The organism is Pseudomonas sp. MPC6, assembly GCF_006094435.1.
Lineage (GTDB): Bacteria > Pseudomonadota > Gammaproteobacteria > Pseudomonadales > Pseudomonadaceae > Aquipseudomonas.
The window spans coordinates 971,821-996,509 of sequence record NZ_CP034783.1 but is presented as its reverse complement, the minus strand read 5'-3'; the positions used below and the strand labels follow the sequence as shown (position 1 = coordinate 996,509).

The following is a 24,689-nucleotide window of genomic DNA, read 5'->3' as shown; positions in this document are numbered from 1 at the left end:
TCCCCAGACTTTGAAGGAATGCCTGTGAGCCAGTCTTTGATCGCTGCCCTGCAAAACCCTGCCCTCTACCCGCATCCCGTGGATGGGTTCCAGGTCATCGAGACCCATATCTCCTGGGTCATTCTCACAGGCCCCTTTGCTTATAAAGTGAAGAAACCGATGAACTTCGGCTTCCTCGACTTCACCAGTCTCGACGCGCGTGAGCATTTCTGCGGCGAGGAGCTGCGTCTCAACCAGCGCCTGACCCATGATTTGTATCTCGAAGTGTTACCGATTACCGGCAGCCCGGAAGCGCCACAACTGGGCGGCGACGGCCCGGTCATTGAATATGCGCTGAAAATGCGCCAGTTCCCGCAATCCGGTTTGCTCAGCACCCTGCAGGCCAACGGCGAGTTGACCACCACGCACATCGACGAGATGGCCGCACAGATCGCGCAATTCCACCTCAATGCGCCGAAAGTGCCCGCCGAACACGACGCCGGTACCCCGGACAGCGTGATGGCGCCGGTGCGCCAGAACTTCGAACAGATCCGCCCGTTCCTCCGCGACAAGGCCGACCTGCTGCAACTCGATGCCCTGCAGGCCTGGGCCGAAAGCAGCTTCGAACGCCTAAAGCCGCTGTTCGCCCAGCGCAAGGCGGACGGTTTCATCCGCGAATGCCACGGTGACATCCACCTGGGCAACGCCACGGAAATCGACGGCAAGGTCGTGATCTTCGACTGCATCGAGTTCAACGAACCGTTCCGCTTCACCGACGTCTATGCCGACACCGGTTTCCTGGCGATGGACCTCGAAGACCGCGGCCTGAAGAGCCTGGCGCGTCGTTTCATCAGCCAATACCTGGAGCTGACCGGTGATTACCAGGGCCTTGAGCTGCTGAACTTCTATAAAGCCTATCGCGCACTGGTACGCGCCAAGGTCAGCCTGTTCAGCATGCCGGCCGAGGCCGACCCGGTGCATCGCGCCACCACCCTGCGCCAGTACCGCAACTACGCGAACCTGGCGGAAAGCTACAGCACCATTCCTTCACGTTTCATGGCGATTACCCACGGCGTGTCCGCGGTCGGCAAGAGCCGAGTGGCCATGCGCCTGGTGGAAGCACTGGGCGCCATCCGCTTGCGCTCGGACGTAGAACGTAAACGCCTGTTCGGCGAACAAACCGTGGTCAATGACCCGCAGGCCGGCATCTATAGTGCCGACGCCAGCGTCGCGACCTACCGCCGCCTGCATGAAATTGCCGCGGTGATCCTGCATGCCGGCTTCCCGGTGGTGGTCGATGCCACCTACCTCAAACGCGAACAGCGCGACAGCGCAGCGAAAATCGCCGAAGGCACCGGTGCGCCCTTCCTGATCCTGGATTGCAATGCACCGCAAGCGGTGATCGAGAGTTGGCTGGCGCTGCGTCAGGCTGACAAGAATGACCCGTCCGACGCCAACCTGGCCATTATCGAAGCGCAGCAAGCCAATCGCGAACCGTTGACCCCCGCAGAAATTCTCTGCAGCAAACGCGTGCAGACCAACGAAAGCGGAACCCTCGACACCGTAGTCGCGCAAATCCGTCAACGCCTGCCCGGATTGTAAGATTGCGTTTCGACCGTGAAGCCCTCAGCGGCTTCACGGTCGTCAAATAGTGGCACTACACTGGCGTCATAACACCAAGAGGTGATGTGACATGAGCCAGCCCAAACTTCTCGACACGCCGCTTTATGCCCTGCTGCACAAAGACGACATCGCCGGTTTCAACAAAGAACGTCCCCAGGAAGGAACCATCGACATGGTCGGTGGCGATTTCCGAGGGCTCGACCTGCGCGAACTGAATGCCGACGGCATCGACTTCACCAACGCCTATTTCCGCTCCGCCGACTTGCGCGGCATCGACTTCACCACCTCGATCCTGGAAGGCGCAAGCCTGGCCCACGCGCAGATCTCCGGGGCCTACTTTCCGCCAGAACTGAGTGCGGATGAAATCCTGATGTCGATGAATTTCGGGACACGCCTGCGCTACCGCACCCGCTAACGCCCGCATTACCTCCCGACACAACGCAATCCACTGTGGGAGCGGGCTTGCTCGCGAATACGTTGTGTCAGTCGACATGCATGTTGAATCTTAAACCGCTTTCGCGGGCAAGCCCGCTCCCACAGGGTCTTGCGTCGACCTCCTCTATTGCATTCACAGACATCCCTTCAGCGCCAAACGCCCCCTCTTAGAAGCATTTGCATTGAAACCAAGCAAACAATCACGCTTTTCCTGCTGATGGCTACACTGCTGAGAGGCTCGTCCACGCACCGTTCGGCAGTCGCAAGGAGGCTTGATGAATGATGAACTGCAGCACCTGAAGAATCTTGGCAAGACGTCAGCGCAGTGGCTGCATGCCGTGGGCATCCACAGTGCCTCGGACTTGCGTCGCCTGGGGGCGGTGGACGCTTACCGGGCCGTGCGCACTCGCGGGTTCCGGGCGTCCAAGGTGTTGTTGTATGCGATCGAAGGCGCCTTGATGGACGTGCACTGGAACGACATTCCCGCCGAGCGCAAGGAAGCCCTGAACAAACAGCTGGAAGCCATTTCGTCGCGCCACAAAAACTGAAAGCCCCGGCCCCATGATGTCGGGGCTTTCCACTGGCCTGATGGCCGATTTCAAGTAAATGAAAAATCAGCTGTTGACATGGTAATGAGAATCGCTATGATTATCACAACTGGTCGCGAGACTGGTCGATATTTGAAAAGCCCTTGGTTCGGACTGTCAGATATCTCCTCATCAGGCTAATCACGGTTATTTGACCCGGCTCTTGCCGGGTCTTTTTTTGGGCGAAAGATTTGTATGTTTTTCGGCCGAGCTAACTGTAGGAGCCGGCTTGCCGGCGAAGGCGTCTTCATGGGCCCTATACGGCTTATGGCCGCCTTCGCTGGCAAGCCAGCTCCTACATGGACCCGGGTACACCTGCGATTACGCAGGTTTACCCCGGCCCATGCGCAGGAGTTGTGGCTGTTCAGCTGAGGCTACTTACCAAACTGCTTACGCATCTGCGCACAGTAATCCGGCGTCGGCATAGCCGGCGTGTACCAGACATAATCAGCCATATCCGCCGTGATCTCACTGCCCTGTTGCGCCAGCATCAGCACCGTCGGCGCCTCGGGCGTTCCCAGATCCAGCAGGTGAATTGGCACGCCAACGTCCTTGCGTGCATGGAACGCGCCAGCGAACAGCATTGAAGGCTCAGGCGCGACAAGCAGGCGCTCAGCCATGCGCCGGTCACGCTGCTGCTGAACCGAAAGCATTGCCGGCATCTGTGTTTTGGGCAGCAGGCCGCAATGGGAATCGCGGACTTGCTGCAGCAGTTCGTCCTTGACCGAAGACGCGTTGGAGCGCGCGCCGCTCAAGATGGGAGGGTTGGCATAGATGGCCCGTACTTGCGCTGTGGTCAGGTTCGCGGACAGCAGCGGATACGGTTGGCTCAGGGCGAAACGCACGATCGGCCCATACAATTCCCAATCCCAACCCTCCTGCCAGGCCAAGGCAGCGGGCAAATCCGCCGGCGGTGCCGAAGCCTGGCGAACTTCATCGACGCGTGGCTGCTGGTCCGGCGTGAGCATCTCCAGCAAAAGACTGCCCTGAGGTCGCTGATCACCCAGGGACTGCAACAACCACAGCTGCAGTGCATGGTGATCACGATTGTCATGCTGCTCGCCGACGATCAGCCGCGAAGGCTTGGCCAATTGCGCAACCAGTTCCTGCGGCGTCAGGCTCCGGCCGTTGCGCAAGTCGCGGATCTCTCCGGCGATCGGGGGCGGTGCCGAAACATGCTGGCAGGCACTCAGCACCAGGACTGACAAAATCAACATTACACGCATGGGCTCATCCCTTTCAGACACTCAGCGGGCGATGATCAGCGGATGCCCACGCTCCGGATGCTGTTGCACCAGCACTTCCAGGCCGAAGACCGCCTTGAGCGGTTCCGGACGCAACACCTGCTCCGGGGTATCGAGCGCCACCGGGCGCCCGCCTTCGAGCAGTAGCAGGCGATCACAATAGCGCGCCGCCAGGTTCAGATCATGCAGGATCACCAACACCGCCGCGCCGCGATCGGCGAACGCGCGCACCGCTTGCAGGGTGATGTGCTGATGCAGCGGGTCGAGCATCGAGGTCGGCTCATCGAGCAACAGGGTTTGCCCCGCCTCGCCCGGCCAGAGTTGTGCCAGTACCCGCGCCAGGTGCACCCGCTGACGTTCGCCACCGGACAAGGCCAGGTAGCTGCGGCCAGTCAAATGCCCGGCATCGGCAGCCTGTAATGCGGCGGTGATGATTTCATCATCGCGGACCCGCCCGCTCTGATGGGGCAAGCGGCCCATGCCGACCACTTCTTCGACGCGAAAGGCGAAGTCCAGGGTCGATACCTGCGGCAGCACGGCCAGGCGCTGGGCGCGCAATGCCCCGGCCCAGTGGCTCAACTCGCGCTCATCGAGCCAGACATTGCCCTGGTCAGCCTGCAACTCGCCGCACAAAGCGCCGAGCAAGGTGCTTTTCCCGGCACCGTTCGGCCCCAGCACTCCCAGGACTTCGCCCGGCTTGACCTCGAGCGTGATGTCGGTCAATACGATCTTGCGACCCCGACGGATCTGCAGATTTTGCGTTCGCAACATCAGGCACGCCCCCGGAGCAGTAAATACAGAAAGAACGGTGCACCAATGAAGGCCGTGACGATCCCGATGGGCAACTCGGCCGGCGCCAGCGCCAATCGCGCGACCAGATCGGCAAACAACAGGAGGCTGCCGCCCGCCAGCACCGAGGCGGGCAACAGCACGCGATGGTCAGGACCCGCCAGCAGTCGCACCAAGTGCGGCACCACCAGACCGACAAAGCCGATCATCCCTGCGGCCGCGACTGCCGCGCCGACACCCAGCGCCGTGCAGAACACCAGCTCGCGCTTGAGCCTTTCGACATCAATGCCCAGGTGCCCGGCCTCCGACTCTCCCAGCAGCAACGCATTCAGCGCCTTGGCCCGGCGCGGCAGCCACAGCGCCACGCCCACCGTGATCAGCAACAACGGCCAGAGTCGCGCATAGCTGGCGCCGTTCAGGCTGCCCAGGTTCCAGAATGTCAGCGTGCGCAGGGTCGCGTCGTCGGCCAGGTAGGTAAACAGCCCCACGGCGGAACCGGCCAGCGCGGTCAAGGCGATACCCGCCAGCAGCATGGTCGCGACATGGGTCTGCCCGTTGCGCCGGCCCAGCCGATACACCAGCGCCGTGACGCCGAGCCCGCCTATGAATGCGCATAGCGATAACAGATAAGGCCCGAAGGCTTCCGGCAGGCCGCCGAATAGCGAACCGCCGACAATGGCGATCGCCGCGCCCAGTGCCGCGCCGCTGGAAACCCCGACCAACCCCGGATCTGCCAGCGGGTTACGAAACAGCCCCTGCATTGCCACGCCGGACAATGCCAGGACGCCCCCCACCGCCAAACCCAACAGGGTTCGCGGCAGGCGAATCTGGCCGAGGATCAGTTCGGCCTGCTCCAACCCGTCGGCCGCAATGGGCAAGCCGATCAGCCGCAACGCCGCGCGCAAGGTATCGAACAGCGGCAAGCTGACGGGGCCCAGCGCCAACGACAGCCAGATCGCCAGCAAACACAGCAGGCTCAGGCCAATAAACAAAGCACGCGGTTTAACCAGAATGGTCATTGGCCGGCAGAACCGGGGAAGAAGCCGTCAGACAGTGATTCCATCGCTTCGGGCAACCGCGGCCCGAGGCCACCGACCAGCAAGGTTGGATCGAGCTCCATCACTCGCCCGTCCTTGGCTGCGCGGGTCGAGGCCAGGATTGGATTCTCCTTGAACAGCGCTGCCCGCGCGGCGTCGCCGGTGAGCGCACGATCGGCAAACACCAGCACGTCAGGATCCAGACTCACCAGCGATTCAACGGAAAAAGGTTTGTAGCCGGAATGTGTTGCCAGATTGTGCCCGCCGGCCTGTTGCAGCAACCAGTCGGCGGCGGTGTCCTTGCCGGCGATCAGCGGCTTGCCGCCGGCGTGGCCGAGCAGCAACAGCACGCCCGGCGACTTTTCCTTCAGCTGCGCCCGGGTGACCCGGACCTTTTGCTGCTCGAGTTGCTGCTGATAGGCCTGCAGCAATTGCGCCGCCCGGTCTTGCGCGCCAAGCAATTTGCCCAAGTGTTGCAGATTGGCCTGCAAGGTCGGCAGGTCCGGCTGGGCGGAAAACAGTTCGACTTGCACGCCGGCACTGCGAACCTGCGAAAGCACCGGCGGCGGCCCCATTTCTTCGGTGCCGATCAGAATCTGCGGGCGCAAACTCAAAATACCCTCCGCCGACAATTGCCGCTGATAACCGATACTGGGCAGTGCCTTCAGGGAAGGCGGGTGTTGGCTCGTGGTATCGACACCCACCAGTTTCGATTCGCCACCTAGCGCACTGACCCACTCCGACAGCGCGCCGCCGGCACTGACCCAACGTTGTGGCAACTCGGCGGCTGCGGCGTGACAACTGACGAGAAGTCCGACACAGAGCGCAGCAACGCGGGTATTCAGGCGCATAAACAGCTTCCTTGAAAGTTTTTCCCAGGCATCGAGATGACAGGCCAAGTATCCTCGGCATCCGTTACCTGCCCAGCCAATGGGCGAAGCGGTCATTTGATAATTGTTTGCATTTGAACGTCAAGCTCGGACATATCCGGTCACCAGACGCGGCACTTGAGGATAGACATGAAGTTTCTTTGTACTGGCGTCGAGCTGGCCGATAACAGCAGCCGCGGTTTCGACATCGACGGCCAGAAACTCTTTGCCGTGCGCCGGGGCGGTCGGGTTTACGTCTACATCAATCGCTGTCCGCACCGTGGCGTCGGGCTGGAATGGACCCCCAACCAGTTTCTCGACCCCAGCAACAGCCTGATCCAGTGCGCCACCCATGGCGCACTGTTCCTGATCGAAGACGGCGAATGCGTCTCCGGGCCGTGCGCCGGGCAATCCCTGGCCAGCGTCGCCTGCCGCGAGGACGACCAAGGGATCTGGGTCAGTCTTTAAACGTTGAGCAACACGGCCAGTCGTCGATCGACCACCATCTCTTCGTGGCTCAACCGAACGCCGTAGGCCAATACCTCGACCCCACAGGCCACCGCCTCACGCAGTGCAGCGGCGTAGGCCGAATCGATTTCTTCGGCAGGACGTACCGCATCGACTCCGGTGAGGTTCACGCAATACAACTGCACCGCGCGAATCCCGTCCCGGGCCAGATGGGCCAGCTCCCGCAAATGCTTGGCCCCGCGCTGCGTCACCGCATCGGGAAATGCCGCCACCAATGAGCCGTCGTAACCCAGGGTGACACTTTTGACTTCCACATAGGCCGGTCCGCTCGGGTAATCGAGGCGGAAATCGATGCGGCTGCTTTCCTGGCCATAGGCCACTTCACGCTTCAGCCCGGTAAAGCCGTTCAGCTCGGTGATAACGCCGGCCCGCAATGCTTCCTCGATCAAGCCATTGGCTCGCCCGGTGTTCACGCAAAACAGCCGCCCCTGGGGGGTTTCGCCAACCTCCCAGGTGCCGGGCAATTTGCGTTTCGGATCATTGGAACGGCTGAACCAGACCTGCCCGCCCTCGACCTGGCAATTGAGCATGGACCCGGTGTTTGGGCAGTGAATGGTCAGCAACTCGCCGTCAACGGTCTCGATATCAGCGAGAAAACGCTTGTAGCGACGGATCAGGCGACCTTCTTCGAGTGGCGGATGAAAGCGCATCAGCCTTGCCAGCTGCGCAAACCGCGCGCAATCCGCTCGACCGCTTCCTGCAAGCGCGGCAGGCTTTGAGTGTAGGCAAACCGCACGTGATGCCCGGCCTGATAACGGCCAAAGTCGAGTCCCGGGGTAATCGCAACATGTTCGGTTTCGAGGAAATGTCGGCAGAACGCGAAGGCATCACCGCCGAACTTGCTGATATCGGCGTACAAGTAGAAAGCCCCTTCCGGTTCCACGGCGATGCCGAAGCCCAATTCCCGCAAGGCCGGCAGCAGGAAATCCCGACGCCGGCCGAATTCGGCGCGACGCTCTTCCAGGATGCTGATGGTTGCTGGCTCAAAGCAGGCCAGTGCGGCGTGCTGGGCCATGCTCGGGGCACTGATATAGAGATTCTGGGCCAGTTTTTCCAGCTCCCCGACCGCGGCTTCGGGTGCCACCAGCCAACCGAGTCGCCAGCCGGTCATGCCGAAATACTTTGAAAAACTATTTAGGACAAAGGCGTCGTTATCCACTTCCAGCACACTGGCCGCGTCGGTGCCATAGGTCAGGCCGTGGTAAATCTCGTCCACCACCAGATGGCCGTGGCGCAGCTTGATGGCGGCAGACAGGCCCGCCAATTCATCGCGGGTCAGGATGGTCCCGGTTGGGTTGGCCGGCGACGCCACCAAGGCGCCGACACTGTCGTGGTCCCAATGACGGGCCACCAGGTCCGGCGTCAGCTGATAACGCACCTCCGGGCCGACAGGAACCAACTGCGCCGCGCCTTCCACCAGCCGCAGGAAATGCCGGTTGCACGGGTACCCCGGGTCCGCCAGCAGCCAGTGCTTGCCCGGGTCCACCAGCAGGGCACTGGCCAGCAACAGCGCGCCAGAGCCGCCGGGGGTGATGAGAATGCGCTGCGGATCGATATTCAACCCGTAACGCTGCCGATAGAAGCCTGAAATGGCCTCGCGCAACTCCGGGATGCCACGCGCTGCGGTGTAACGGGTCTTGCCCGCCGTCAGTGCCGCCTGGCCGGCCTGGATGATCGGCTCGGCGGTGGTGAAGTCCGGCTCGCCGATTTCCAGGTGAATCACGTCGTGGCCGGCGGCTTGCAATTCGTTGGCCCGCGCCAGCAGCGCCATGACGTGGAAAGGTTCGATCGCGCGACTGCGGGCACTGTAGGGCTGAGCCATTGGCCTTCCTTCAACAGGGAAAAAAAACGATTCTACCCAAGCGCAGGAACGAGCGAGAACCTAAAGCGGTCACAGCCATATAACTCTGGACTCAAACGTCTCGAGCGTGTGCCCCAGGTTTGACTAAAATCAATATTTGATCAGGTCTCCAGCACCACCAGACAAGGCTTCGCATAGATTTGCAAGCACCGAAGGCCACTACCTCGACATCCGGGAGTGGCGCGGTCCGATTTGATCTGGTAAGTTCGCCCGCTTGCAGCCGCAGGGCCGGCAGGTGTCGGTGATGGAGCAATCCTGCGCAATGGATTACAAGAGTAGAGGCGGTCCATTTCATGCCCACCCAAGCAAAGCAACAAAATCAGTCGATCAGCGGCTTCGAACCCTACAAAGAAGTGAAGGGCGAGGAATACATGGGCAAGCCCATGCGCGCTCACTTCACCAAGATCCTGAACAAGTGGAAACAGGACTTGATGCAGGAAGTCGACCGTACTGTTGATCACATGAAAGACGAAGCGGCCAACTTCCCGGACCCGGCAGACCGTGCCAGCCAGGAAGAAGAATTCAGCCTCGAATTGCGCGCCCGTGATCGCGAGCGCAAGCTGATCAAGAAAATCGACAAGACCCTGCAATTGATCGAAGACGAAGAGTATGGCTGGTGCGAGTCCTGCGGCGTCGAAATCGGCGTCAAGCGACTGGAAGCCCGCCCTACCGCCGACATGTGTGTCGATTGCAAGACCCTGGCGGAAATCAAGGAAAAGCAAGTCGGCAAGTAATGTCGGGTTGAATGAAGAACGGAGCGTGCGAACGCTCCGTTTTTGTTTCTGATATTCGCTGAGACAAAAATCGCCGTCACTGTAGGAGCGAGCTCGCTCGCGAAAAACCTGAGAACGCCGCGCAAAATCAGGCTCACAGCGTTATCGTTGACGACCTTCGCGAGCAAGCTCGCTCCTACAGGTTGTTTGGCGCCAGCCCGGAAAAAGTAACATTGCCCCCATGACCGCCACCACCTCCCCCACCTACATCGGACGCTTCGCCCCCACGCCCAGCGGCCATCTGCATTTCGGCTCGCTGGTCGCCGCGCTGGCGTCGTACCTCGACGCGCGTGCGGTGGGTGGTCGCTGGCTGATGCGCATGGAAGATCTCGATCCACCTCGGGAAGAACCCGGCGCCCAGGCGGCCATTCTCAAGGCCCTGGAAAGCTACGGTTTCGAGTGGGATGGCGAGATGGTCCGACAGAGTGACCGGCACGCCGCCTACGCCGAAGTCATCGATCGCCTGTTCAAGCTTGGCCTGGCTTATGCCTGCACCTGCTCGCGCAAACAACTGGAGCGCTATCACGGGATTTATCCGGGCCTGTGCCGCAACGCCGGGCACGGCACCGAAGATGCCGCGATTCGCCTGCGAGTTCCGGAGCTGGAATACCACTTCATCGACCGGGTCCAGGGTGAATTCCGCCAACACCTGGGCCGGGAAGTCGGCGATTTCGTGATCCGCCGCCGCGACGGGCTCTACGCCTATCAACTGGCGGTGGTACTGGACGATGCCTGGCAAGGCATCACCGACATTGTCCGGGGCGCCGACCTGCTGGACTCCACCCCGCGCCAGCTCTACCTGCAAGAACTGCTCGGCCTGCGGCAACCGCGTTATCTGCATATCCCGCTGATTACCCAGCCCGACGGCAACAAGCTCGGCAAGTCGTACCGTTCGCCGCCGTTGAGCGAAGATCAGGCAACACCCTTGTTGCTGCGTGCGTTGCGCGCACTCGGGCAAACCCCGGGCGCCGAACTGGCTTACGCCACGCCACGGGAAGTGCTGGACTGGGGCATTGCCCACTGGGATGCACTGAAGATCCCGCGCACACTCAACCTGCCCGAAGCGCAACTTCAGTGATCACACTTGCAGTGGCGCGCCCATCCGTTACCATCGCCGCACGTTTTCGGGCACGCGCATAAAGAAGAGAGGCCGGGATGTACATCTATCGCTTGGTCCTGCTCCTGGTAGTGGGGATTTATCTGTTTTCCCCGGCCATCATGGATTGGTGGATCGACGCTACTGGCGCCTGGTATCGCCCCTATCTGCTCTGGCTGATCCTGATCGTCGTGACCTTCATCCTGCAGAGCCAAAAAGATGCCGATGAGCTTTAGCCTGACCCAGATGATACTGATCAGCGCCGCGTACCTGGCGGTGCTGTTCGGCGTCGCCTGGGTCAGCGAACGGGGCATGATCCCCCGGGCGATCATTCGCCACCCGCTGACCTACACCCTGTCGCTGGGCGTCTACGCCAGTGCCTGGGCGTTCTACGGCACGGTGGGCCTGGCCTACCAGTACGGCTATGGTTTTCTGTCCAGTTACCTCGGGGTCTCCGGCGCGTTCTTGCTGGCGCCGGTGTTGCTGTATCCGATCCTGAAGATTACCCGCACCTATCAGCTGTCTTCCCTGGCCGATTTGTTCGCGTTCCGTTTCCGCAGCACCTGGGCCGGGGCGCTGACGACCATCTTCATGCTGATCGGCGTGCTGCCGTTGCTGGCCTTGCAGATTCAGGCGGTGGCCGACTCCATCGGCATCCTCACCCGGGAGCCGGTCCAGCATCGCGTGGCCTTGAGCTTCTGTGCGCTGATTACCCTATTCACGATCTTCTTCGGTTCGCGCCATATCGCCACCCGCGAAAAGCATGAAGGCCTGGTGTTCGCGATTGCCTTCGAATCGGTGATCAAGTTGATCGCCATTGGCGGCGTCGGCCTGTATGCGCTGTATGGCGTGTTCGACGGCCCGCAACAGCTGGAATTGTGGCTGCTGCAAAACCAGACCGCCCTCGCCGCCCTGCATACGCCGCTACAGGAAGGGCCATGGCGCACGCTGCTGCTGGTGTTCTTCGCTTCGGCGATCGTGATGCCGCACATGTATCACATGACCTTTACCGAAAATCTCAACCCGCGCTCCCTGGTGAGCGCCAGCTGGGGCCTGCCGCTGTTCCTGCTGCTGATGAGCCTGGCCGTGCCGTTGATTCTCTGGGCCGGCTTGAAACTCGGCGCCACCACCAACCCGGAATACTTCACCCTGGGCATCGGTATCGCCGCCAACAGCAAAGCCCTGGCACTGCTGGCCTACATCGGTGGCTTGTCGGCGGCCAGCGGGCTGATCATCGTCACCACGCTGGCGCTGTCCGGGATGGCGCTGAACCACCTGGTGTTGCCGCTCTACCAGCCGCCGGCCGAAGGCAATATCTACCGCTGGCTGAAGTGGACCCGCCGGGCGCTGATCGTCGCGATCATCATGGCCGGCTACGGTTTCTACCTGATGCTGGGTGCCGAGCAGGACCTGGCCAACCTGGGCATCGTCGCCTTCGTCGCCACCCTGCAATTCCTCCCGGGCGTGCTGTCGGTCCTGTACTGGCCGACCGCCAACCGCCGCGGTTTCATCGCCGGCCTGCTCGCCGGGATCCTGGTGTGGCTGGTCACCATGCTGCTGCCGCTGGTGGGCAATCTGCAGGGTTTCTACATTCCGCTGCTGAACATGATCTACGTGCTGGACGACACCAGCTGGCACATGGCGGCCATCGCCTCGCTGGCAGCCAACGTGCTGATGTTCACCCTGATTTCGCTGTTCACCAACGCCAGCGCCGAAGAGGCCAGCGCCGCCGAAGCCTGCGCCGTGGATAACGTGCGTCGCCCGCAACGCCGGGAACTGCACGCCGCCTCTCCCCAGGAGTTCGCCACGCAGCTGGCCAAACCCTTGGGCGCCAAGGCCGCACAGAAAGAAGTCGAGCAAGCCCTGCGCGACCTTTATCTGCCCTTCGACGAGCGCCGGCCTTACGCCCTGCGCCGTTTGCGTGACCGCATCGAAGCCAATCTGTCCGGCCTGATGGGGCCGAGCGTGGCCCAGGACATGGTCGAAACCTTCCTGCCTTATAAGGCGGGCGGCGAAAACTACGTGACCGAAGACATCCACTTCATCGAAAGCCGGCTCGAGGATTACCATTCGCGTCTCACCGGCCTTGCCGCCGAACTCGATGCCCTGCGCCGCTATCACCGCCAGACCTTGCAGGAATTGCCGATGGGCGTCTGCTCGCTGGCCAAGGATCAGGAAATCCTCATGTGGAACAAAGCTATGGAGGAATTGACCGGGATTGCCGCACAACGCGTAGTCGGTTCGCGCCTGAGCACCATTGCCGATCCGTGGAAAGCGCTGCTGCAAGGCTTCATCAATCTGCCCGACGAGCACTTGCACAAGCAGCACCTGGCCCTCGATGGCCAGACCCGCTGGCTGAACCTGCACAAAGCGGCGATCGATGAACCCCTGGCACCGGGTAACAGTGGCCTGGTGCTGCTGGTGGAAGACCTGACCGAAACCCAGATGCTCGAAGACAAGCTGGTGCATTCCGAGCGTCTGGCCAGCATCGGCCGCCTGGCCGCCGGCGTGGCCCATGAAATCGGCAACCCGATCACCGGCATCGCCTGTCTGGCGCAGAACCTGCGCGAAGAGCGCGAAGACGACAGCGAACTGAAGGAAATCAGCGGGCAGATTCTCGAACAGACCAAACGCGTGTCACGCATCGTTCAGTCGCTGATGAGCTTTGCCCACGCCGGCAGTCATCAGCACAGCGACGAGCCCGTCTGTCTGGCCGAAGTGGCCCAGGATGCCATCGGCCTGCTGGCCCTGAACCGACGCAATTTCGAAGTGCAGTTCTACAACCTGTGCGACCCCGACCACTGGGTCGAAGGTGACCCTCAGCGCCTGGCGCAAGTACTGATCAACCTGCTCTCGAACGCCCGTGACGCCTCGCCTCCCGGCAGTGCGGTGCGGGTCAAGAGCGAAGCCGGCGAACACACGGTCGATTTGATCGTCGAAGACGAAGGCAGCGGTATTCCCTCGAGCATCATGGACCGACTGTTCGAACCTTTCTTCACCACCAAGGATCCTGGCGAAGGCACCGGTCTGGGCCTTGCACTGGTCTATTCCATCGTTGAAGAGCATTATGGACAAATCACCATCGACAGCCCGGCTGATGTACAAAGCCAACGCGGCACCCGTATCCGGGTGACATTGCCGCGTCATGTCGAAGCGACGTCCGCTGTGAACTGAGACCGTCGAGAGTATCGAATCAATGCCGCACATTTTGATCGTCGAAGACGAAACCATTATCCGCTCCGCCTTGCGCCGCCTGCTGGAACGTAACCAGTACCAGGTCAGCGAAGCCGGTTCAGTGCAGGAAGCACAAGAACGTTTCACTATTCCCACGTTCGACCTGATCGTCAGTGACCTGCGCCTGCCTGGCGCCCCGGGTACCGAGCTGATCAAGCTTGGCCAGGGCACACCGGTGCTGATCATGACCAGCTACGCCAGCCTGCGGTCGGCGGTCGATTCGATGAAGATGGGCGCGGTGGATTACATCGCCAAGCCTTTCGATCATGACGAAATGCTCCAGGCCGTCGCGCGCATCCTGCGTGACCGCCAATCGGTGCAGGTCAGCGGCGAACCCGTTGCCGGCAAAGCCAGCAATGGCGCGGCAAAACCGGGTGTCGACAACAGCAACGGTGAAATCGGCATCATTGGCTCATGCCCGCCGATGCAGGATCTGTACAGCAAGATCCGCAAAGTCGCGCCGACCGACTCCAATGTCCTGATCCAGGGCGAGTCCGGTACCGGTAAAGAACTGGTGGCGCGTGCCCTGCACAACCTGTCCAGACGCGCCAAGGCGCCGATGATTTCGGTGAACTGCGCGGCCATTCCGGAAAGCCTGATCGAGTCCGAACTGTTCGGCCACGAAAAAGGCGCGTTCACCGGCGCCAGTGCCGGGCGTGCCGGCCTGGTAGAAGCGGCCGATGGCGGCACACTGTTCCTTGACGAAATCGGCGAACTGCCGCTGGAAGCCCAGGCTCGCCTGCTGCGCGTGCTGCAGGAAGGCGAAATTCGCCGGGTCGGCTCGGTGCAGTCGCAGAAGGTCGATGTACGCCTGATCGCTGCGACTCACCGGGACCTCAAGAGCCTGGCGAAGATCGGCCAGTTCCGTGAAGACCTTTATTACCGCCTGCACGTGATAGCCTTGAAACTGCCGGCCTTGCGCGAGCGCGGTGCGGACGTCAATGAAATTGCCAATGCCTTCCTGGCGCGGCAGAGCGCGCGAGTCAATCGCACCGACCTGAGGTTTGCCGCGGACGCCGAGCAGGCGATTCGTCATTATTCCTGGCCGGGTAACGTTCGCGAGCTGGAAAATGCCGTCGAGCGCGCGGTCATCCTGTGTGAGAGCCCGGAGATATCCGCCGAACTGCTGGGTATCGACATCGAGCTGAGCGACCTGGAAGAAGACGACTTCATCGGCCTGGCGCCGCAACAGGGTAACAGCGCCGGGAACAGCAGCCACGAGCCGACCGAAGACCTGTCACTGGAAGACTACTTCCAGCACTTCGTTCTCGAACATCAGGACCACATGACCGAAACCGAGCTGGCCCGCAAACTCGGGGTCAGTCGCAAATGCCTGTGGGAACGCCGCCAGCGCCTGGGCATCCCGCGGCGCAAGACCGGCGTGGCCAGCGAGAGCTGAACCGCAGCTGTCCGATGTGCGGGTAACACCCGACAAACGTGAAGAAACTGTTACCTCAGCTTTCTCACGTAACAGAAGCCGGGGCTTACGGTAACGAAGCCCCGGTTTTTTTGGGCCTCGAAAAACCCGTCCGGAGCACGCAACCCCTTGTTTTGCTGGGCCTCACAAAAGTTGGCACGCACCCTGCTATATGTTTGGTACAAGAACAATAACAAGCAATGCACAAGACAATAAAAATAAGACGAATCGACTCACGCACAATAAAAACAAGACGGCGAGAGGCGCAGCTAACTGATTCTTTTGGAGAGGCGTTGTATTTGGGGCGTGCCCCACGACCAGGCCGAGAATAATAAAAAACTGTCTTTAGGCAGTGCCTGAACTGGTTGGATCGCAAGATCACTGCAACACAGCGACCAAAGCAATCCGTTTGCTCTTGGCTCCCGATTGGGAGGGTCATGAAGGAAAATCTTCATGGCGAGGGCACTCAACAAAAACAAGAAGCCCGAATCAAAAATAAAAATAGAGCATGCAACTACTTTCTTGGGGAGCTTCGGCTCCCCTTGTAGTTTCCGCGATTCGCAACCCCATCCCCGCTTCCTGTGCAGGAGCGAGCTTGCTCGCGAAGCACCTGAGGACGTCGTCGGGTATCTGGCTGTACCCGTTATCGTTCACGACCATCGCGAGCAATCGAGCATCGACCGGCTGCTCCTACAGTGTCCTACACCATCCCCCGACTAAATGCTAGAATCCCCGCCCATCATGCGGTCATTCTTCGTTTTGGCCGAACATTCCTTCAAACAGTGCATCCCATGCTGAAGAAGCTGTTCCAGTCATTCCGTTCTCCCAAGCGTCATACGCAACACATTCGCAGCACGCCTGAAGTGCTCAACAGCGGCCAACATTCGCTGCAAAAGGCGCAGTTCAGCCGTTACGCGGTGAATATCGTCGAACGCCTGCAGAACGCCGGTTACCAGGCTTACCTGGTCGGTGGTTGCGTGCGTGACATGCTGCTCGGCATCACGCCAAAAGACTTCGACGTCGCCACCAGTGCCACCCCGGAACAGGTCCGGGCCGAATTCCGCAATGCGCGGATCATCGGGCGCCGGTTCAAACTGGTGCACATCCACTTTGGCCGCGAAATCATCGAAGTCGCGACCTTCCGCGCCAATCATCCGCAAAACGACGAGGAAGAAGACAGCAACCAGTCTTCCCGCAACGAGAGCGGACGCATCCTGCGCGACAACGTCTACGGCACGCTGGAAGAGGATGCGCAACGCCGCGACTTCACCATCAACGCCCTGTACTACGACCCGGTCAGTGAACGCATTCTCGATTACGCCAATGGCGTACACGACATTCGCAATCACTTGATCCGCCTGATCGGCGATCCGAAGCAACGCTACCAGGAAGACCCGGTGCGGATGTTGCGGGCCGTGCGATTTGCCGCCAAGCTGAATTTCGGCATCGAAAAACACAGCGCTGCGCCCATTCGTGAACTGGCGCCGATGCTGCGCGAGATCCCGTCGGCCCGCCTGTTCGAAGAAGTACTCAAGTTGTTCCTCTCCGGTCATGCCGCGGACACCTTCGAGATGCTGGTCGACCTGCAGTTGTTCGATCCGCTGTTCCCGGCCAGTGCCGAAGCGCTGGAATACAACCCGACGTACACCCATACGCTGATCAGTGACGCCTTGAGCAACACGGACCTGCGGATCAAGCAGAACAAACCGGTGACCCCGGCGTTCCTCTTCGCTGCCTTGCTCTGGCCGGCCCTGCCGGCGCGCGTCTTGCGTTTGCAGGAACGTGGCATGCCGCCCATTCCGGCCATGCAGGAAGCGGCCCATGAACTGATTGCCGAACAGTGCCAGCGGATCGCGATTCCGAAACGCTTCACCATGCCGATCCGCGAAATCTGGGACATGCAGGAACGCCTGCCCCGCCGTAGCGGCAAACGTGCTGACTTGTTGCTGGACAATCCACGCTTCCGCGCCGGTTATGACTTCCTGCTGCTGCGCGAAAGCGCCGGCGAGCAGACCGACGGCCTGGGCGAATGGTGGACCGATTACCAGGACGCCAACGACAGCGAACGTCGGGACATGATCCGCGACCTCAGCGGCAAGGATGACGGCACCGGCGCCCCGCGCAAACGTCGCCGCAGCGGCGGCGCCAAGCGCAAACGCGCCGCTGGCGCACCGAGCGCCCCGGGCGAGTAAGCCATGGAACGCATCTACATCGGCATGGGCAGCAATCTGGCTGACCCCGCCGAACAATTACGCAGCGCGGTCGATGCGCTGGCGCAGTTGCCGCAGACCGAACTGGTCGGGGTTTCCGCGTTTTATCAAAGCGATTCGCTGCTGCCCGGGCAACCGCGATACACCAACGCGGTTGCCGCCCTCGATAGCACGCTGCCACCCCTGGAGCTGCTGGATGCGCTGCAAGCGATCGAAAACGAACAGGGCCGCGAGCGCCTGGAACGGTGGGGGCCGCGTACGCTGGACCTCGACATTGTGCTGTTCGGTGATCGGCTGATCGACGAGCCTCGCCTCAAAGTGCCTCATTACCACCTGCAGGCACGGGCTTTTGTCCTGTATCCCCTGGCCGAACTGGCGCCTGCGGGCTTGCGTCTGGCTGATGGCCGCTGCCTCACGGAATTGCTCGCAGCTTGCCCATTCGTCGGCCTGGAACGCCTCCCCCCGAATTGACGCAGATCCCCTGTGGGAGCGGGCTTGCTCGCGAATGCGGTGGATCATTCCGCACACATGTTGCCTGACACACCGCATTCGCGAGCAAGCCCGCTCCCACAGTGATCGGTGTCGAATATAAGACCTGCGCTTGCTGAAACGCATCAGTTACCCCGGTAACACCCCACACGTAACAACGCGGTAACACACCCAATTGACTTCCCGAGTTCTCCTCACGACTATAGGCGTCCCGCTGCCGCCAATACGGCGTTAAAGGGCGCAATCCAGGCCTTCAAAGCACGACAACAGACCGTGCGCCTGTATTTAACGAAGAATCACGCGCGTTACTCGCAGTAGTTTCCACAGCGCCTGAATGAGGAACTTTTCATGCCAGCCATCACCCTGACCACGCTGCAAGGTCTCAAGCAAAAAGGTGAAAAAATCACCATGCTGACCTGCTATGACGCCACTTTCGCCCACGCTTGCAATGAAGCGGGTATCGAAGTGCTGCTGGTGGGCGACTCCCTCGGCATGGTTTTGCAGGGTCACGACAGCACCCTGCCGGTCACCACCGCTGAAATGGCTTATCACGTGGCAGCCGTCAAACGCGGCAACGCCGATGCGTTGATTCTCGCCGACCTGCCCTTCATGGCCTACGCCACCACCGAACAAGCCATGACCAACAGCGCGCTGTTGATGCAGGCCGGTGCGCACATGGTCAAGGTCGAAGGTGCCTTGTGGCTCGCGGACTCGATCCGTCTGCTGGCCGAGCGCGGCATTCCGGTATGCGCGCACATGGGGCTGACGCCACAGTCGGTGAACATCCTTGGCGGTTACAAAGTCCAGGGCCGCAACGAAAACCAGGCGCGGCAGATGCGTGCCGACGCGATCTCCCTCGAACAGGCTGGCGCGGCAATGCTGCTGCTCGAATGCGTGCCGAGTGAACTGGCCGAAGAAATCACCCAGGCGGTGAAGATCCCGGTGATCGGCATCGGTGCCGGCAGCGGCACTGATGGCCAGGTATTGGTTCTGCACGACATGCTGGGGCTGTCCATCACCGGCCGCGTGCCAAAGTTCGTGAAGAACTTCATGACTGGCCAAACCAGCATTCACGCGGCCTTGAGCGCCTACGTCGCTGAAGTCAAAGCGGCCTCTTTCCCAGGTATCGAACACGGATTCTCTGCATGAACACCGTAAAAACCGTACGCGAACTGCGGGCCGCCGTGGCCCGCGCCCGCAGCGAAGGCAAGCGCATCGGCTTCGTGCCGACCATGGGCAACCTGCACAGCGGGCATGTCGCGCTGATTACCAAAGCCTGCCAACGGGTGGATTTCGTGGTCGCGAGCATTTTCGTCAATCCGCTGCAATTCGGCGCGGGCGAAGACCTCGACAAATACCCCCGGACCCTCGCCGCCGACCAGGAAAAATTGCTCCAGGCCGGGTGCCATTTGCTGTTCGCGCCCTCCGTCCAAGAGATGTACCCCGACGGCATCGCCGGCCAGACCCGAGTCAGTGTTCCGCAACTCTCCGAAGGTTTGTGCGGTGCCAGCCGTCCCGGGCATTTCGAAGGGGTGGCGACGGTCGTCAGCAAGTTGTTCAACATGGTCCAGCCGGACCTGGCAATTTTCGGCCAGAAAGACTTCCAGCAATTGGCGGTGATCAAATCCCTGGTCCATGACCTGAACATGCCGATCCAGATCATTGGTGAACCGACCGTGCGTGCGGCCGACGGCCTGGCGCTGTCGTCGCGCAATGGCTTTCTCAGCGAAGAGCAGCGGGCCGTTGCGCCAATTGTGTATCGCACGCTGTCGTCGATTGCCGATGCCATCAAACAAGGCGACCGCGATTTCCCTGGGTTGATCTCGGCACAGATCCAGCAGCTTGAAGCGGCTGGCCTGCGCCCTGATTACCTGGAGATTCGCCACGCCCAGACGTTGCGCCCGGCAACTGCACAGGATCGGGACCTGGTGATTCTGGTGGCGGCTTTCCTCGGCACCACGCGGTTGATCGACAACCTGCACCTGAACCTCGACGCATCCGCCTGACCACCGCAATCCCCTGTAGGAGCTGGCTTGCCAGCTAAGGCGGCATGTCATTCAGCATCAATGTCGACTGATACACCGCAATCCCTTGTAGGAGCTGGCTTGCCAGCGAAGGCAGTGTGTCAGTCGACACATGTATTAACTGACACACCGCCTTCGCTGGCCAGCTCCTACAGGGTTCTGCGGCAGTTTCAACACCGCATTCCTGCCTTCGATCATGTTGACAATCCTGTCCGATCGATCGAAACCAAAATCCTCCTCCCCCTCCGCCTGTCGGACTGTTCCTCGGCCAGATGTTAAAAAAGTACCGGAAACAGGTCAGACAAAGTCAAGACAGATCACCGCGCGGGAGTTACTGTATTCGCCCTGCGCCATGAAATCGTGTCGACGCAGTTGACCGGAACGCCCACCCACAGCGTTCCGCGATTTTTAGTGTTCAAAAGGCCGTTCAAGTAAAAAGGAAACCCGCAGCGATGGCGTACTACCGCACTCCTCACGATGTGACCGCTCTGCCCGCCTGGCAAGCGTTGAATGACCACCGCCAAGCCATGCAGGATTTCAGCATGCGCGAAGCCTTTAATGCCGATCCGCAGCGCTTTACTCAATTCACCCTCAGCAGCTGTGGTCTGTTTCTCGACTATTCGAAGAACCTGATCAACGCCGAGACCCGCAATCTGCTGGTGGGCCTGGCCAACGAAGTCGACCTCCAGGGCGCGATCAAAGCGCTGTTCGACGGCGAAATCGTCAACTCCTCGGAAGGTCGTCCGGCCTTGCACACCGCCCTTCGCCGCCCGGTGGGCGACAAGCTGTCGGTCAACGGCGTCAACGTGATGCCGGAAGTGCACAAGGTACTGAACCAGATCACCGACCTCGTGGGCCGTATTCACGATGGTCTGTGGCGTGGTTACACCGAGAAGCCAATCACCGACGTGGTGAACATCGGTATCGGTGGCTCCTTCCTCGGCCCGGAGCTGGTCTCCGAAGCGCTGCTGTCCTACGCGCAAAAAGGCGTGCGCTGCCATTACCTGGCAAACATCGACGGCAGCGAGTTCCACGAACTGACCATGAAGCTGCGCGCCGAGACCACGTTGTTCATCGTCTCGTCGAAATCCTTCAACACCCTCGAAACCCTGAAGAATGCCCAGGCCGCGCGTGCCTGGTACCTCGCTCAAGGTGGTTCGGAGGCCGAGCTGTATCGTCATTTCATCGCCGTCTCCAGCAACAACGCGGCGGCCGTGGCGTTCGGTATCCGCGAAGAAAACATCTTCCCGATGTGGGATTGGGTCGGCGGGCGTTACTCGCTGTGGTCGGCCATCGGCCTGCCGATTGCCCTGGCCATCGGCATGTCGAATTTCAAGGAACTGCTGTCCGGTGCCTACACCATGGACCAGCACTTCCAGAGCGCGCCATTCGATCAGAACATGCCGGTGCTGCTGGCGTTGCTCGGTGTCTGGTACGGCAACTTCTGGGGCGCGCAGAGCCATGCGATCCTGCCGTACGACCACTACCTGCGTAACATCACCAAACACCTGCAACAGCTGGACATGGAATCCAACGGCAAGAGCGTGCGTCAGGACGGCACTCCCGTGTCCACCGACACCGGCCCGGTCATCTGGGGTGGCGTGGGTTGCAACGGCCAGCACGCCTATCACCAGTTACTGCACCAGGGCACCCAACTGATCCCGGCCGACTTCATCGTGCCGATCGTCAGCTTCAACCCGGTGTCCGACCACCACCAGTGGCTGTACGCCAACTGCCTGTCGCAAAGCCAGGCGCTGATGCTGGGCAAGAACCGCACCGAGGCAGAAGCCGAATTGCGTGACAAGGGCGTGAGCGAAGAAGACGTGCAGAAAATCGCACCGCACAAGGTGATTCCGGGCAACCGTCCGAGCAACACCCTGGTGGTCGAGCGCATCAGCCCGCGTCGTCTCGGCGCGTTGGTGGCGATGTACGAACACAAAGTCTTCGTGCAAAGCGTGGTCTGGGGCATCAACGCCTTCGACCAGTGGGGCGTGGAGCTGGGCAAGGAGCTGGGCAAAGGCGTCTACAACCGTCTGGTCGGCAAAGAAGAAACCCCGGCTGACGATGCTTCCACCCAAGGCCTGATCAACTACTTCCGCGGTCGTCACCGCGGGTGATTTGACGCCACTCCCTGCAGGCGCTGGCTTGCCAGCGACAGCGGTGTGTCAGTCAACTTGAATGTTGACTGATACGCCGCCTTCGCTGGCAAGCTAACCTTGTAGGAGCTGGCTTGCCAGCGAAGGAGGTGTATCAGCAACCTATGTGTCGACTGATACGCCGCCTTCGCTGGCAAGCTAACCTTGTAGGAGCTGGCTTGCCAGCGAAGGAGGTGTGTCAGCAACCTATGTGTCGACTGATACGCCGCCTTCGCTGGCAAGCCAGCTCCTACGAGGGTCGTGTAGCTCCCCTCTTGTCTCAAAACAAGAATAAGGAACCGTCATGTTCGATATCAGCACATTCCCCAAAGCCGATGCCGTCCGCCGGGCTGCAAACCTCAGTCAAGACGACTACCACCGCCTCTACCGCCAATCCATCGAACATCCCAGCACCTTCTGGGCCGAACAGGCCACTCGTTTTCTTGACTGGAGTACGCCCTGGGACACCGTCCAGCGTTACAACCTGAAAACCGGTGAGGCCAGCTGGTTCGCCGGCGGGAAGTTGAATGTCAGTTACAACTGCATCGACCGTCACCTGGAAAAGCGCGGCGATCAGGTCGCAATCATCTGGGAAGGCGACGACCCCGCTGAATCCGTACAGATCACCTACAAAAAACTGCATCACAACGTCTGTCGCCTGGCCAACGTGCTCAAAAGCCGTGGCGTGAAGAAAGGCGATCGGGTGTGCATCTACATGCCGATGATCCCCGAAGCGGCCTATGCCATGCTCGCCTGCACCCGGATCGGTGCGGTGCATTCGGTGGTGTTTGGCGGTTTCTCCCCGGACTCTGTACGCGACCGGATTCTCGACGCCGACTGCCGTACCGTGATCACCGCCGATGAAGGCGTGCGCGGCGGTAAAGTCGTGCCGCTCAAGCAGAAGGTCGACAAGGCGCTGCTAAGTTGCCCGAACGTCAGCACGGTCATTGTGGTCGAGCGCACCCAGGGCGAGGTTGACTGGGTCGAAGGTCGCGATCTCTGGTATCACCAGGCGCTGGATGAGGTCAGTGACGATTGCCCGCCTGAGCCCATGGACGCTGAAGACCCGCTGTTCATCCTCTACACCTCCGGCAGCACAGGTAAACCCAAAGGTGTGCTGCACACCACGGGTGGCTATCTGCTGCAGGTGGCAATGACCTTCAAGTACGTGCTCGACTACCGCGACGACGAGGTGTTCTGGTGCACCGCCGACGTCGGCTGGGTCACCGGCCACAGCTACATCGTCTACGGTCCGCTGGCCAACGGCGCCACCACCCTGATCTTCGAAGGCGTACCCAGCTACCCGAGCAGCTCGCGCTTCTGGCAGGTCATCGACAAGCACCACGTGAACATCTTCTACACCGCACCGACTGCCCTGCGCTCGCTGATGCGCGAAGGTCTCGAACCCTTGAAGGAAACGTCCCGCGCGAGCCTCAGATTACTCGGCAGTGTCGGTGAGCCGATCAACCCGGAAGCCTGGGAATGGTACTTCAATGCCGTCGGCGAGCAGCGTTGCCCGATCGTCGACACCTGGTGGCAGACCGAAACCGGCGGCATCATGCTCAGCCCCCTGGTCAGCGCCCAACGCATCAAACCCGGTTGCGCCACGCAACCGATGTTCGGCGTGCAGCCGGTGCTGCTGGATGAAGTGGGCAAGGAGATCAAGGGTGCCGGCAGCGGCGTGCTGGCGATCAAATCCAGCTGGCCGGCGCAGATCCGCAGTGTCTACGGGGACGCGCAACGGATGGTCGACACTTACTTCAAGCCGTACCCCGGCTATTATTTTACCGGCGACGGCGCGCGGCGCGACGAAGACGGCGACTACTGGATCACCGGGCGTATCGACGACGTGATCAATGTTTCCGGACACCGCATCGGCACCGCCGAAGTGGAAAGCGCCCTGGTGCTGCATGACAGCATCGCCGAAGCGGCGGTGGTCGGCTATCCCCACGATGTCAAAGGCCAGGGCATCTATGCCTTCGTCACCCCCATGAACGGCACCGAACCCAATGACGAACTGAAGAAAGAATTGCTGGCGCATGTCAGCCAGGAAATCGGCAGTTTCGCCAAACCGGACTTGATCCAGTGGGCCCCGGCGTTGCCGAAAACCCGTTCAGGCAAGATCATGCGGCGGATTCTGCGCAAGATCGCGTGCAACGAGCTGGACACGCTGGGCGACACGTCGACCCTGGCTGATCCCAGCGTGGTGCAGGAGCTGGTCGATAAACGCCTGAACCAGTAAGGTGTGCACGCGCCCTTGTAGGAGCTGGCTTGCCAGCGAAAGCGGTGTGTCAGTCGACACATGTATGAACTGATACACCGCTTTCGCTGGCAAGCCAGCTCCTACAGGGGGGGCGCA

The 24,689-nt window shown here is 60.8% G+C and carries 21 protein-coding genes and 1 pseudogene; 15 read left to right on the top strand and 7 right to left on the bottom strand.

The genetic code is table 11. The features are described from left to right. Window positions 1-24 precede the first annotated feature (24 nt). The 3 genes from ELQ88_RS06580 to ELQ88_RS06570 all read left to right on the top strand — a co-directional run bounded on the left by ELQ88_RS06580 (window position 25) and on the right by ELQ88_RS06570 (window position 2,585). Entirely contained in the window at window positions 25-1,581 is a 1,557-nt protein-coding gene (locus tag ELQ88_RS06580; protein ID WP_128870666.1) for a bifunctional aminoglycoside phosphotransferase/ATP-binding protein, read from the top strand. A gap of 91 nt (window positions 1,582-1,672) precedes the next feature. Continuing rightward, window positions 1,673-2,017, top strand: a complete 345-nt coding sequence (locus ELQ88_RS06575; protein WP_138964245.1) for a pentapeptide repeat-containing protein — start codon at window positions 1,673-1,675, stop codon at window positions 2,015-2,017. A 295-nt stretch (window positions 2,018-2,312) separates the two neighbouring features. Further along, the gene (locus ELQ88_RS06570; protein WP_007971093.1) at window positions 2,313-2,585 is read left to right on the top strand and encodes a TfoX/Sxy family protein; all 273 of its coding nucleotides are present in this window, start codon (window positions 2,313-2,315) and stop codon (window positions 2,583-2,585) included. A gap of 413 nt (window positions 2,586-2,998) precedes the next feature. Here the strand turns inward: ELQ88_RS06570 and ELQ88_RS06565 are convergent, their stop codons facing one another. Genes ELQ88_RS06565 through ELQ88_RS06550 form a run of 4 tightly spaced genes read right to left on the bottom strand, consistent with a single transcriptional unit; the run spans window position 2,999 to window position 6,545 of the window. Then, window positions 2,999-3,850: a ChaN family lipoprotein gene (locus ELQ88_RS06565; RefSeq protein ID WP_138964243.1), complete on the bottom strand. Its 852-nt coding sequence runs from the start codon at window positions 3,848-3,850 to the stop codon at window positions 2,999-3,001. Window positions 3,851-3,871: 21 nt separating this feature from the next. Continuing rightward, complete coding sequence (locus ELQ88_RS06560; RefSeq protein WP_128870663.1) at window positions 3,872-4,639, bottom strand: heme ABC transporter ATP-binding protein; 768 nt, start codon at window positions 4,637-4,639, stop codon at window positions 3,872-3,874. Further along, the gene (locus tag ELQ88_RS06555) at window positions 4,639-5,622 is read right to left on the bottom strand and encodes an iron ABC transporter permease (protein ID WP_168187335.1); all 984 of its coding nucleotides are present in this window, start codon (window positions 5,620-5,622) and stop codon (window positions 4,639-4,641) included. The genes ELQ88_RS06560 and ELQ88_RS06555 overlap by 1 nt, the downstream gene beginning before the upstream one ends. 50 nt (window positions 5,623-5,672) lie before the next feature. Then, a complete protein-coding gene (locus ELQ88_RS06550; protein ID WP_138964242.1) occupies window positions 5,673-6,545 on the bottom strand; it encodes an ABC transporter substrate-binding protein in 873 nt (290 codons plus the stop codon). A 168-nt stretch (window positions 6,546-6,713) separates the two neighbouring features. On the opposite strand from ELQ88_RS06550, the gene ELQ88_RS06545 reads away from it, so the two are divergent. Further along, complete coding sequence (locus ELQ88_RS06545) at window positions 6,714-7,031, top strand: Rieske 2Fe-2S domain-containing protein (protein WP_138964240.1); 318 nt, start codon at window positions 6,714-6,716, stop codon at window positions 7,029-7,031. Here the strand turns inward: ELQ88_RS06545 and sfsA are convergent. Further along, on the bottom strand, window positions 7,028-7,741 hold the full coding sequence (gene sfsA / locus ELQ88_RS06540; protein ID WP_138964238.1) for a DNA/RNA nuclease SfsA: 714 nt from the start codon (window positions 7,739-7,741) through the stop codon (window positions 7,028-7,030). The two genes, ELQ88_RS06545 and sfsA, sit on opposite strands and share 4 nt — an antisense overlap. Further along, on the bottom strand, window positions 7,741-8,913 hold the full coding sequence (locus tag ELQ88_RS06535) for a pyridoxal phosphate-dependent aminotransferase (RefSeq protein WP_128870658.1): 1,173 nt from the start codon (window positions 8,911-8,913) through the stop codon (window positions 7,741-7,743). The genes sfsA and ELQ88_RS06535 overlap by 1 nt, the downstream gene beginning before the upstream one ends. 332 nt (window positions 8,914-9,245) lie before the next feature. Between ELQ88_RS06535 and dksA the strand changes: the two genes are divergently transcribed. Then, complete coding sequence (gene dksA / locus ELQ88_RS06530; RefSeq protein WP_007902025.1) at window positions 9,246-9,686, top strand: RNA polymerase-binding protein DksA; 441 nt, start codon at window positions 9,246-9,248, stop codon at window positions 9,684-9,686. A gap of 77 nt (window positions 9,687-9,763) precedes the next feature. On the opposite strand, the pseudogene ELQ88_RS34560 reads toward dksA, so the two are convergent. Beyond that, window positions 9,764-9,853, bottom strand: a pseudogene (locus tag ELQ88_RS34560) (outer membrane lipoprotein carrier protein LolA); the annotation flags it as partial. Between the two features lie 53 nt (window positions 9,854-9,906). On the opposite strand from ELQ88_RS34560, the gene gluQRS reads away from it, so the two are divergent. The 10 genes from gluQRS to acs all read left to right on the top strand — a co-directional run bounded on the left by gluQRS (window position 9,907) and on the right by acs (window position 24,572). Next, entirely contained in the window at window positions 9,907-10,803 is an 897-nt protein-coding gene (gene gluQRS / locus ELQ88_RS06520) for a tRNA glutamyl-Q(34) synthetase GluQRS (RefSeq protein WP_128870657.1), read from the top strand. A gap of 77 nt (window positions 10,804-10,880) precedes the next feature. Next, window positions 10,881-11,057 (top strand): hypothetical protein, encoded by a 177-nt coding sequence (locus tag ELQ88_RS06515; protein WP_003176118.1) that lies wholly within the window; start codon window positions 10,881-10,883, stop codon window positions 11,055-11,057. Next, complete coding sequence (locus ELQ88_RS06510; RefSeq protein WP_168187334.1) at window positions 11,041-13,995, top strand: sensor histidine kinase; 2,955 nt, start codon at window positions 11,041-11,043, stop codon at window positions 13,993-13,995. Before ELQ88_RS06515 ends, ELQ88_RS06510 begins: the two co-directional genes overlap by 17 nt. Before the next feature lie 22 nt (window positions 13,996-14,017). Further along, window positions 14,018-15,454, top strand: a complete 1,437-nt coding sequence (locus ELQ88_RS06505) for a sigma-54 dependent transcriptional regulator (RefSeq protein WP_128870655.1) — start codon at window positions 14,018-14,020, stop codon at window positions 15,452-15,454. A gap of 809 nt (window positions 15,455-16,263) precedes the next feature. Beyond that, complete coding sequence (locus tag ELQ88_RS06495) at window positions 16,264-17,664, top strand: polynucleotide adenylyltransferase PcnB (RefSeq protein WP_128870653.1); 1,401 nt, start codon at window positions 16,264-16,266, stop codon at window positions 17,662-17,664. A 3-nt stretch (window positions 17,665-17,667) separates the two neighbouring features. Continuing rightward, a complete protein-coding gene (gene folK / locus ELQ88_RS06490) occupies window positions 17,668-18,153 on the top strand; it encodes a 2-amino-4-hydroxy-6-hydroxymethyldihydropteridine diphosphokinase (protein WP_138964236.1) in 486 nt (161 codons plus the stop codon). A gap of 366 nt (window positions 18,154-18,519) precedes the next feature. Then, the gene (gene panB, locus ELQ88_RS06480; protein ID WP_128870651.1) at window positions 18,520-19,320 is read left to right on the top strand and encodes a 3-methyl-2-oxobutanoate hydroxymethyltransferase; all 801 of its coding nucleotides are present in this window, start codon (window positions 18,520-18,522) and stop codon (window positions 19,318-19,320) included. Then, window positions 19,317-20,177: a pantoate--beta-alanine ligase gene (panC, locus tag ELQ88_RS06475; protein WP_138964234.1), complete on the top strand. Its 861-nt coding sequence runs from the start codon at window positions 19,317-19,319 to the stop codon at window positions 20,175-20,177. The genes panB and panC overlap by 4 nt, the downstream gene beginning before the upstream one ends. Window positions 20,178-20,647: 470 nt before the next feature. Beyond that, entirely contained in the window at window positions 20,648-22,312 is a 1,665-nt protein-coding gene (pgi, locus tag ELQ88_RS06470; protein ID WP_128870649.1) for a glucose-6-phosphate isomerase, read from the top strand. A 322-nt stretch (window positions 22,313-22,634) separates the two neighbouring features. Then, the gene (gene acs / locus ELQ88_RS06465) at window positions 22,635-24,572 is read left to right on the top strand and encodes an acetate--CoA ligase (protein ID WP_138964232.1); all 1,938 of its coding nucleotides are present in this window, start codon (window positions 22,635-22,637) and stop codon (window positions 24,570-24,572) included. The last annotated feature ends 117 nt before the right edge of the window (window positions 24,573-24,689 follow it).

Excerpts from the sequence above, each read along its gene's own strand:
- ELQ88_RS06575 (WP_138964245.1), top strand. The coding sequence starts at position 1,673 with ATGAGCCAGCCCAAACTTCTCGACACGCCGCTTTATGCCCTGCTGCAC.
- ELQ88_RS06570 (WP_007971093.1), top strand. The coding sequence starts at position 2,313 with ATGAATGATGAACTGCAGCACCTGAAGAATCTTGGCAAGACGTCAGCG.
- ELQ88_RS06565 (WP_138964243.1), bottom strand. The coding sequence starts at position 3,850 with ATGCGTGTAATGTTGATTTTGTCAGTCCTGGTGCTGAGTGCCTGCCAG.
- ELQ88_RS06560 (WP_128870663.1), bottom strand. The coding sequence starts at position 4,639 with ATGTTGCGAACGCAAAATCTGCAGATCCGTCGGGGTCGCAAGATCGTA.
- ELQ88_RS06550 (WP_138964242.1), bottom strand. The coding sequence starts at position 6,545 with ATGCGCCTGAATACCCGCGTTGCTGCGCTCTGTGTCGGACTTCTCGTC.
- ELQ88_RS06545 (WP_138964240.1), top strand. The coding sequence starts at position 6,714 with ATGAAGTTTCTTTGTACTGGCGTCGAGCTGGCCGATAACAGCAGCCGC.
- sfsA (WP_138964238.1), bottom strand. The coding sequence starts at position 7,741 with ATGCGCTTTCATCCGCCACTCGAAGAAGGTCGCCTGATCCGTCGCTAC.
- ELQ88_RS06535 (WP_128870658.1), bottom strand. The coding sequence starts at position 8,913 with ATGGCTCAGCCCTACAGTGCCCGCAGTCGCGCGATCGAACCTTTCCAC.
- dksA (WP_007902025.1), top strand. The coding sequence starts at position 9,246 with ATGCCCACCCAAGCAAAGCAACAAAATCAGTCGATCAGCGGCTTCGAA.
- gluQRS (WP_128870657.1), top strand. The coding sequence starts at position 9,907 with ATGACCGCCACCACCTCCCCCACCTACATCGGACGCTTCGCCCCCACG.
- ELQ88_RS06515 (WP_003176118.1), top strand. The coding sequence starts at position 10,881 with ATGTACATCTATCGCTTGGTCCTGCTCCTGGTAGTGGGGATTTATCTG.
- ELQ88_RS06510 (WP_168187334.1), top strand. The coding sequence starts at position 11,041 with ATGCCGATGAGCTTTAGCCTGACCCAGATGATACTGATCAGCGCCGCG.
- ELQ88_RS06505 (WP_128870655.1), top strand. The coding sequence starts at position 14,018 with ATGCCGCACATTTTGATCGTCGAAGACGAAACCATTATCCGCTCCGCC.
- ELQ88_RS06495 (WP_128870653.1), top strand. The coding sequence starts at position 16,264 with ATGCTGAAGAAGCTGTTCCAGTCATTCCGTTCTCCCAAGCGTCATACG.
- folK (WP_138964236.1), top strand. The coding sequence starts at position 17,668 with ATGGAACGCATCTACATCGGCATGGGCAGCAATCTGGCTGACCCCGCC.
- panB (WP_128870651.1), top strand. The coding sequence starts at position 18,520 with ATGCCAGCCATCACCCTGACCACGCTGCAAGGTCTCAAGCAAAAAGGT.
- panC (WP_138964234.1), top strand. The coding sequence starts at position 19,317 with ATGAACACCGTAAAAACCGTACGCGAACTGCGGGCCGCCGTGGCCCGC.
- pgi (WP_128870649.1), top strand. The coding sequence starts at position 20,648 with ATGGCGTACTACCGCACTCCTCACGATGTGACCGCTCTGCCCGCCTGG.
- acs (WP_138964232.1), top strand. The coding sequence starts at position 22,635 with ATGTTCGATATCAGCACATTCCCCAAAGCCGATGCCGTCCGCCGGGCT.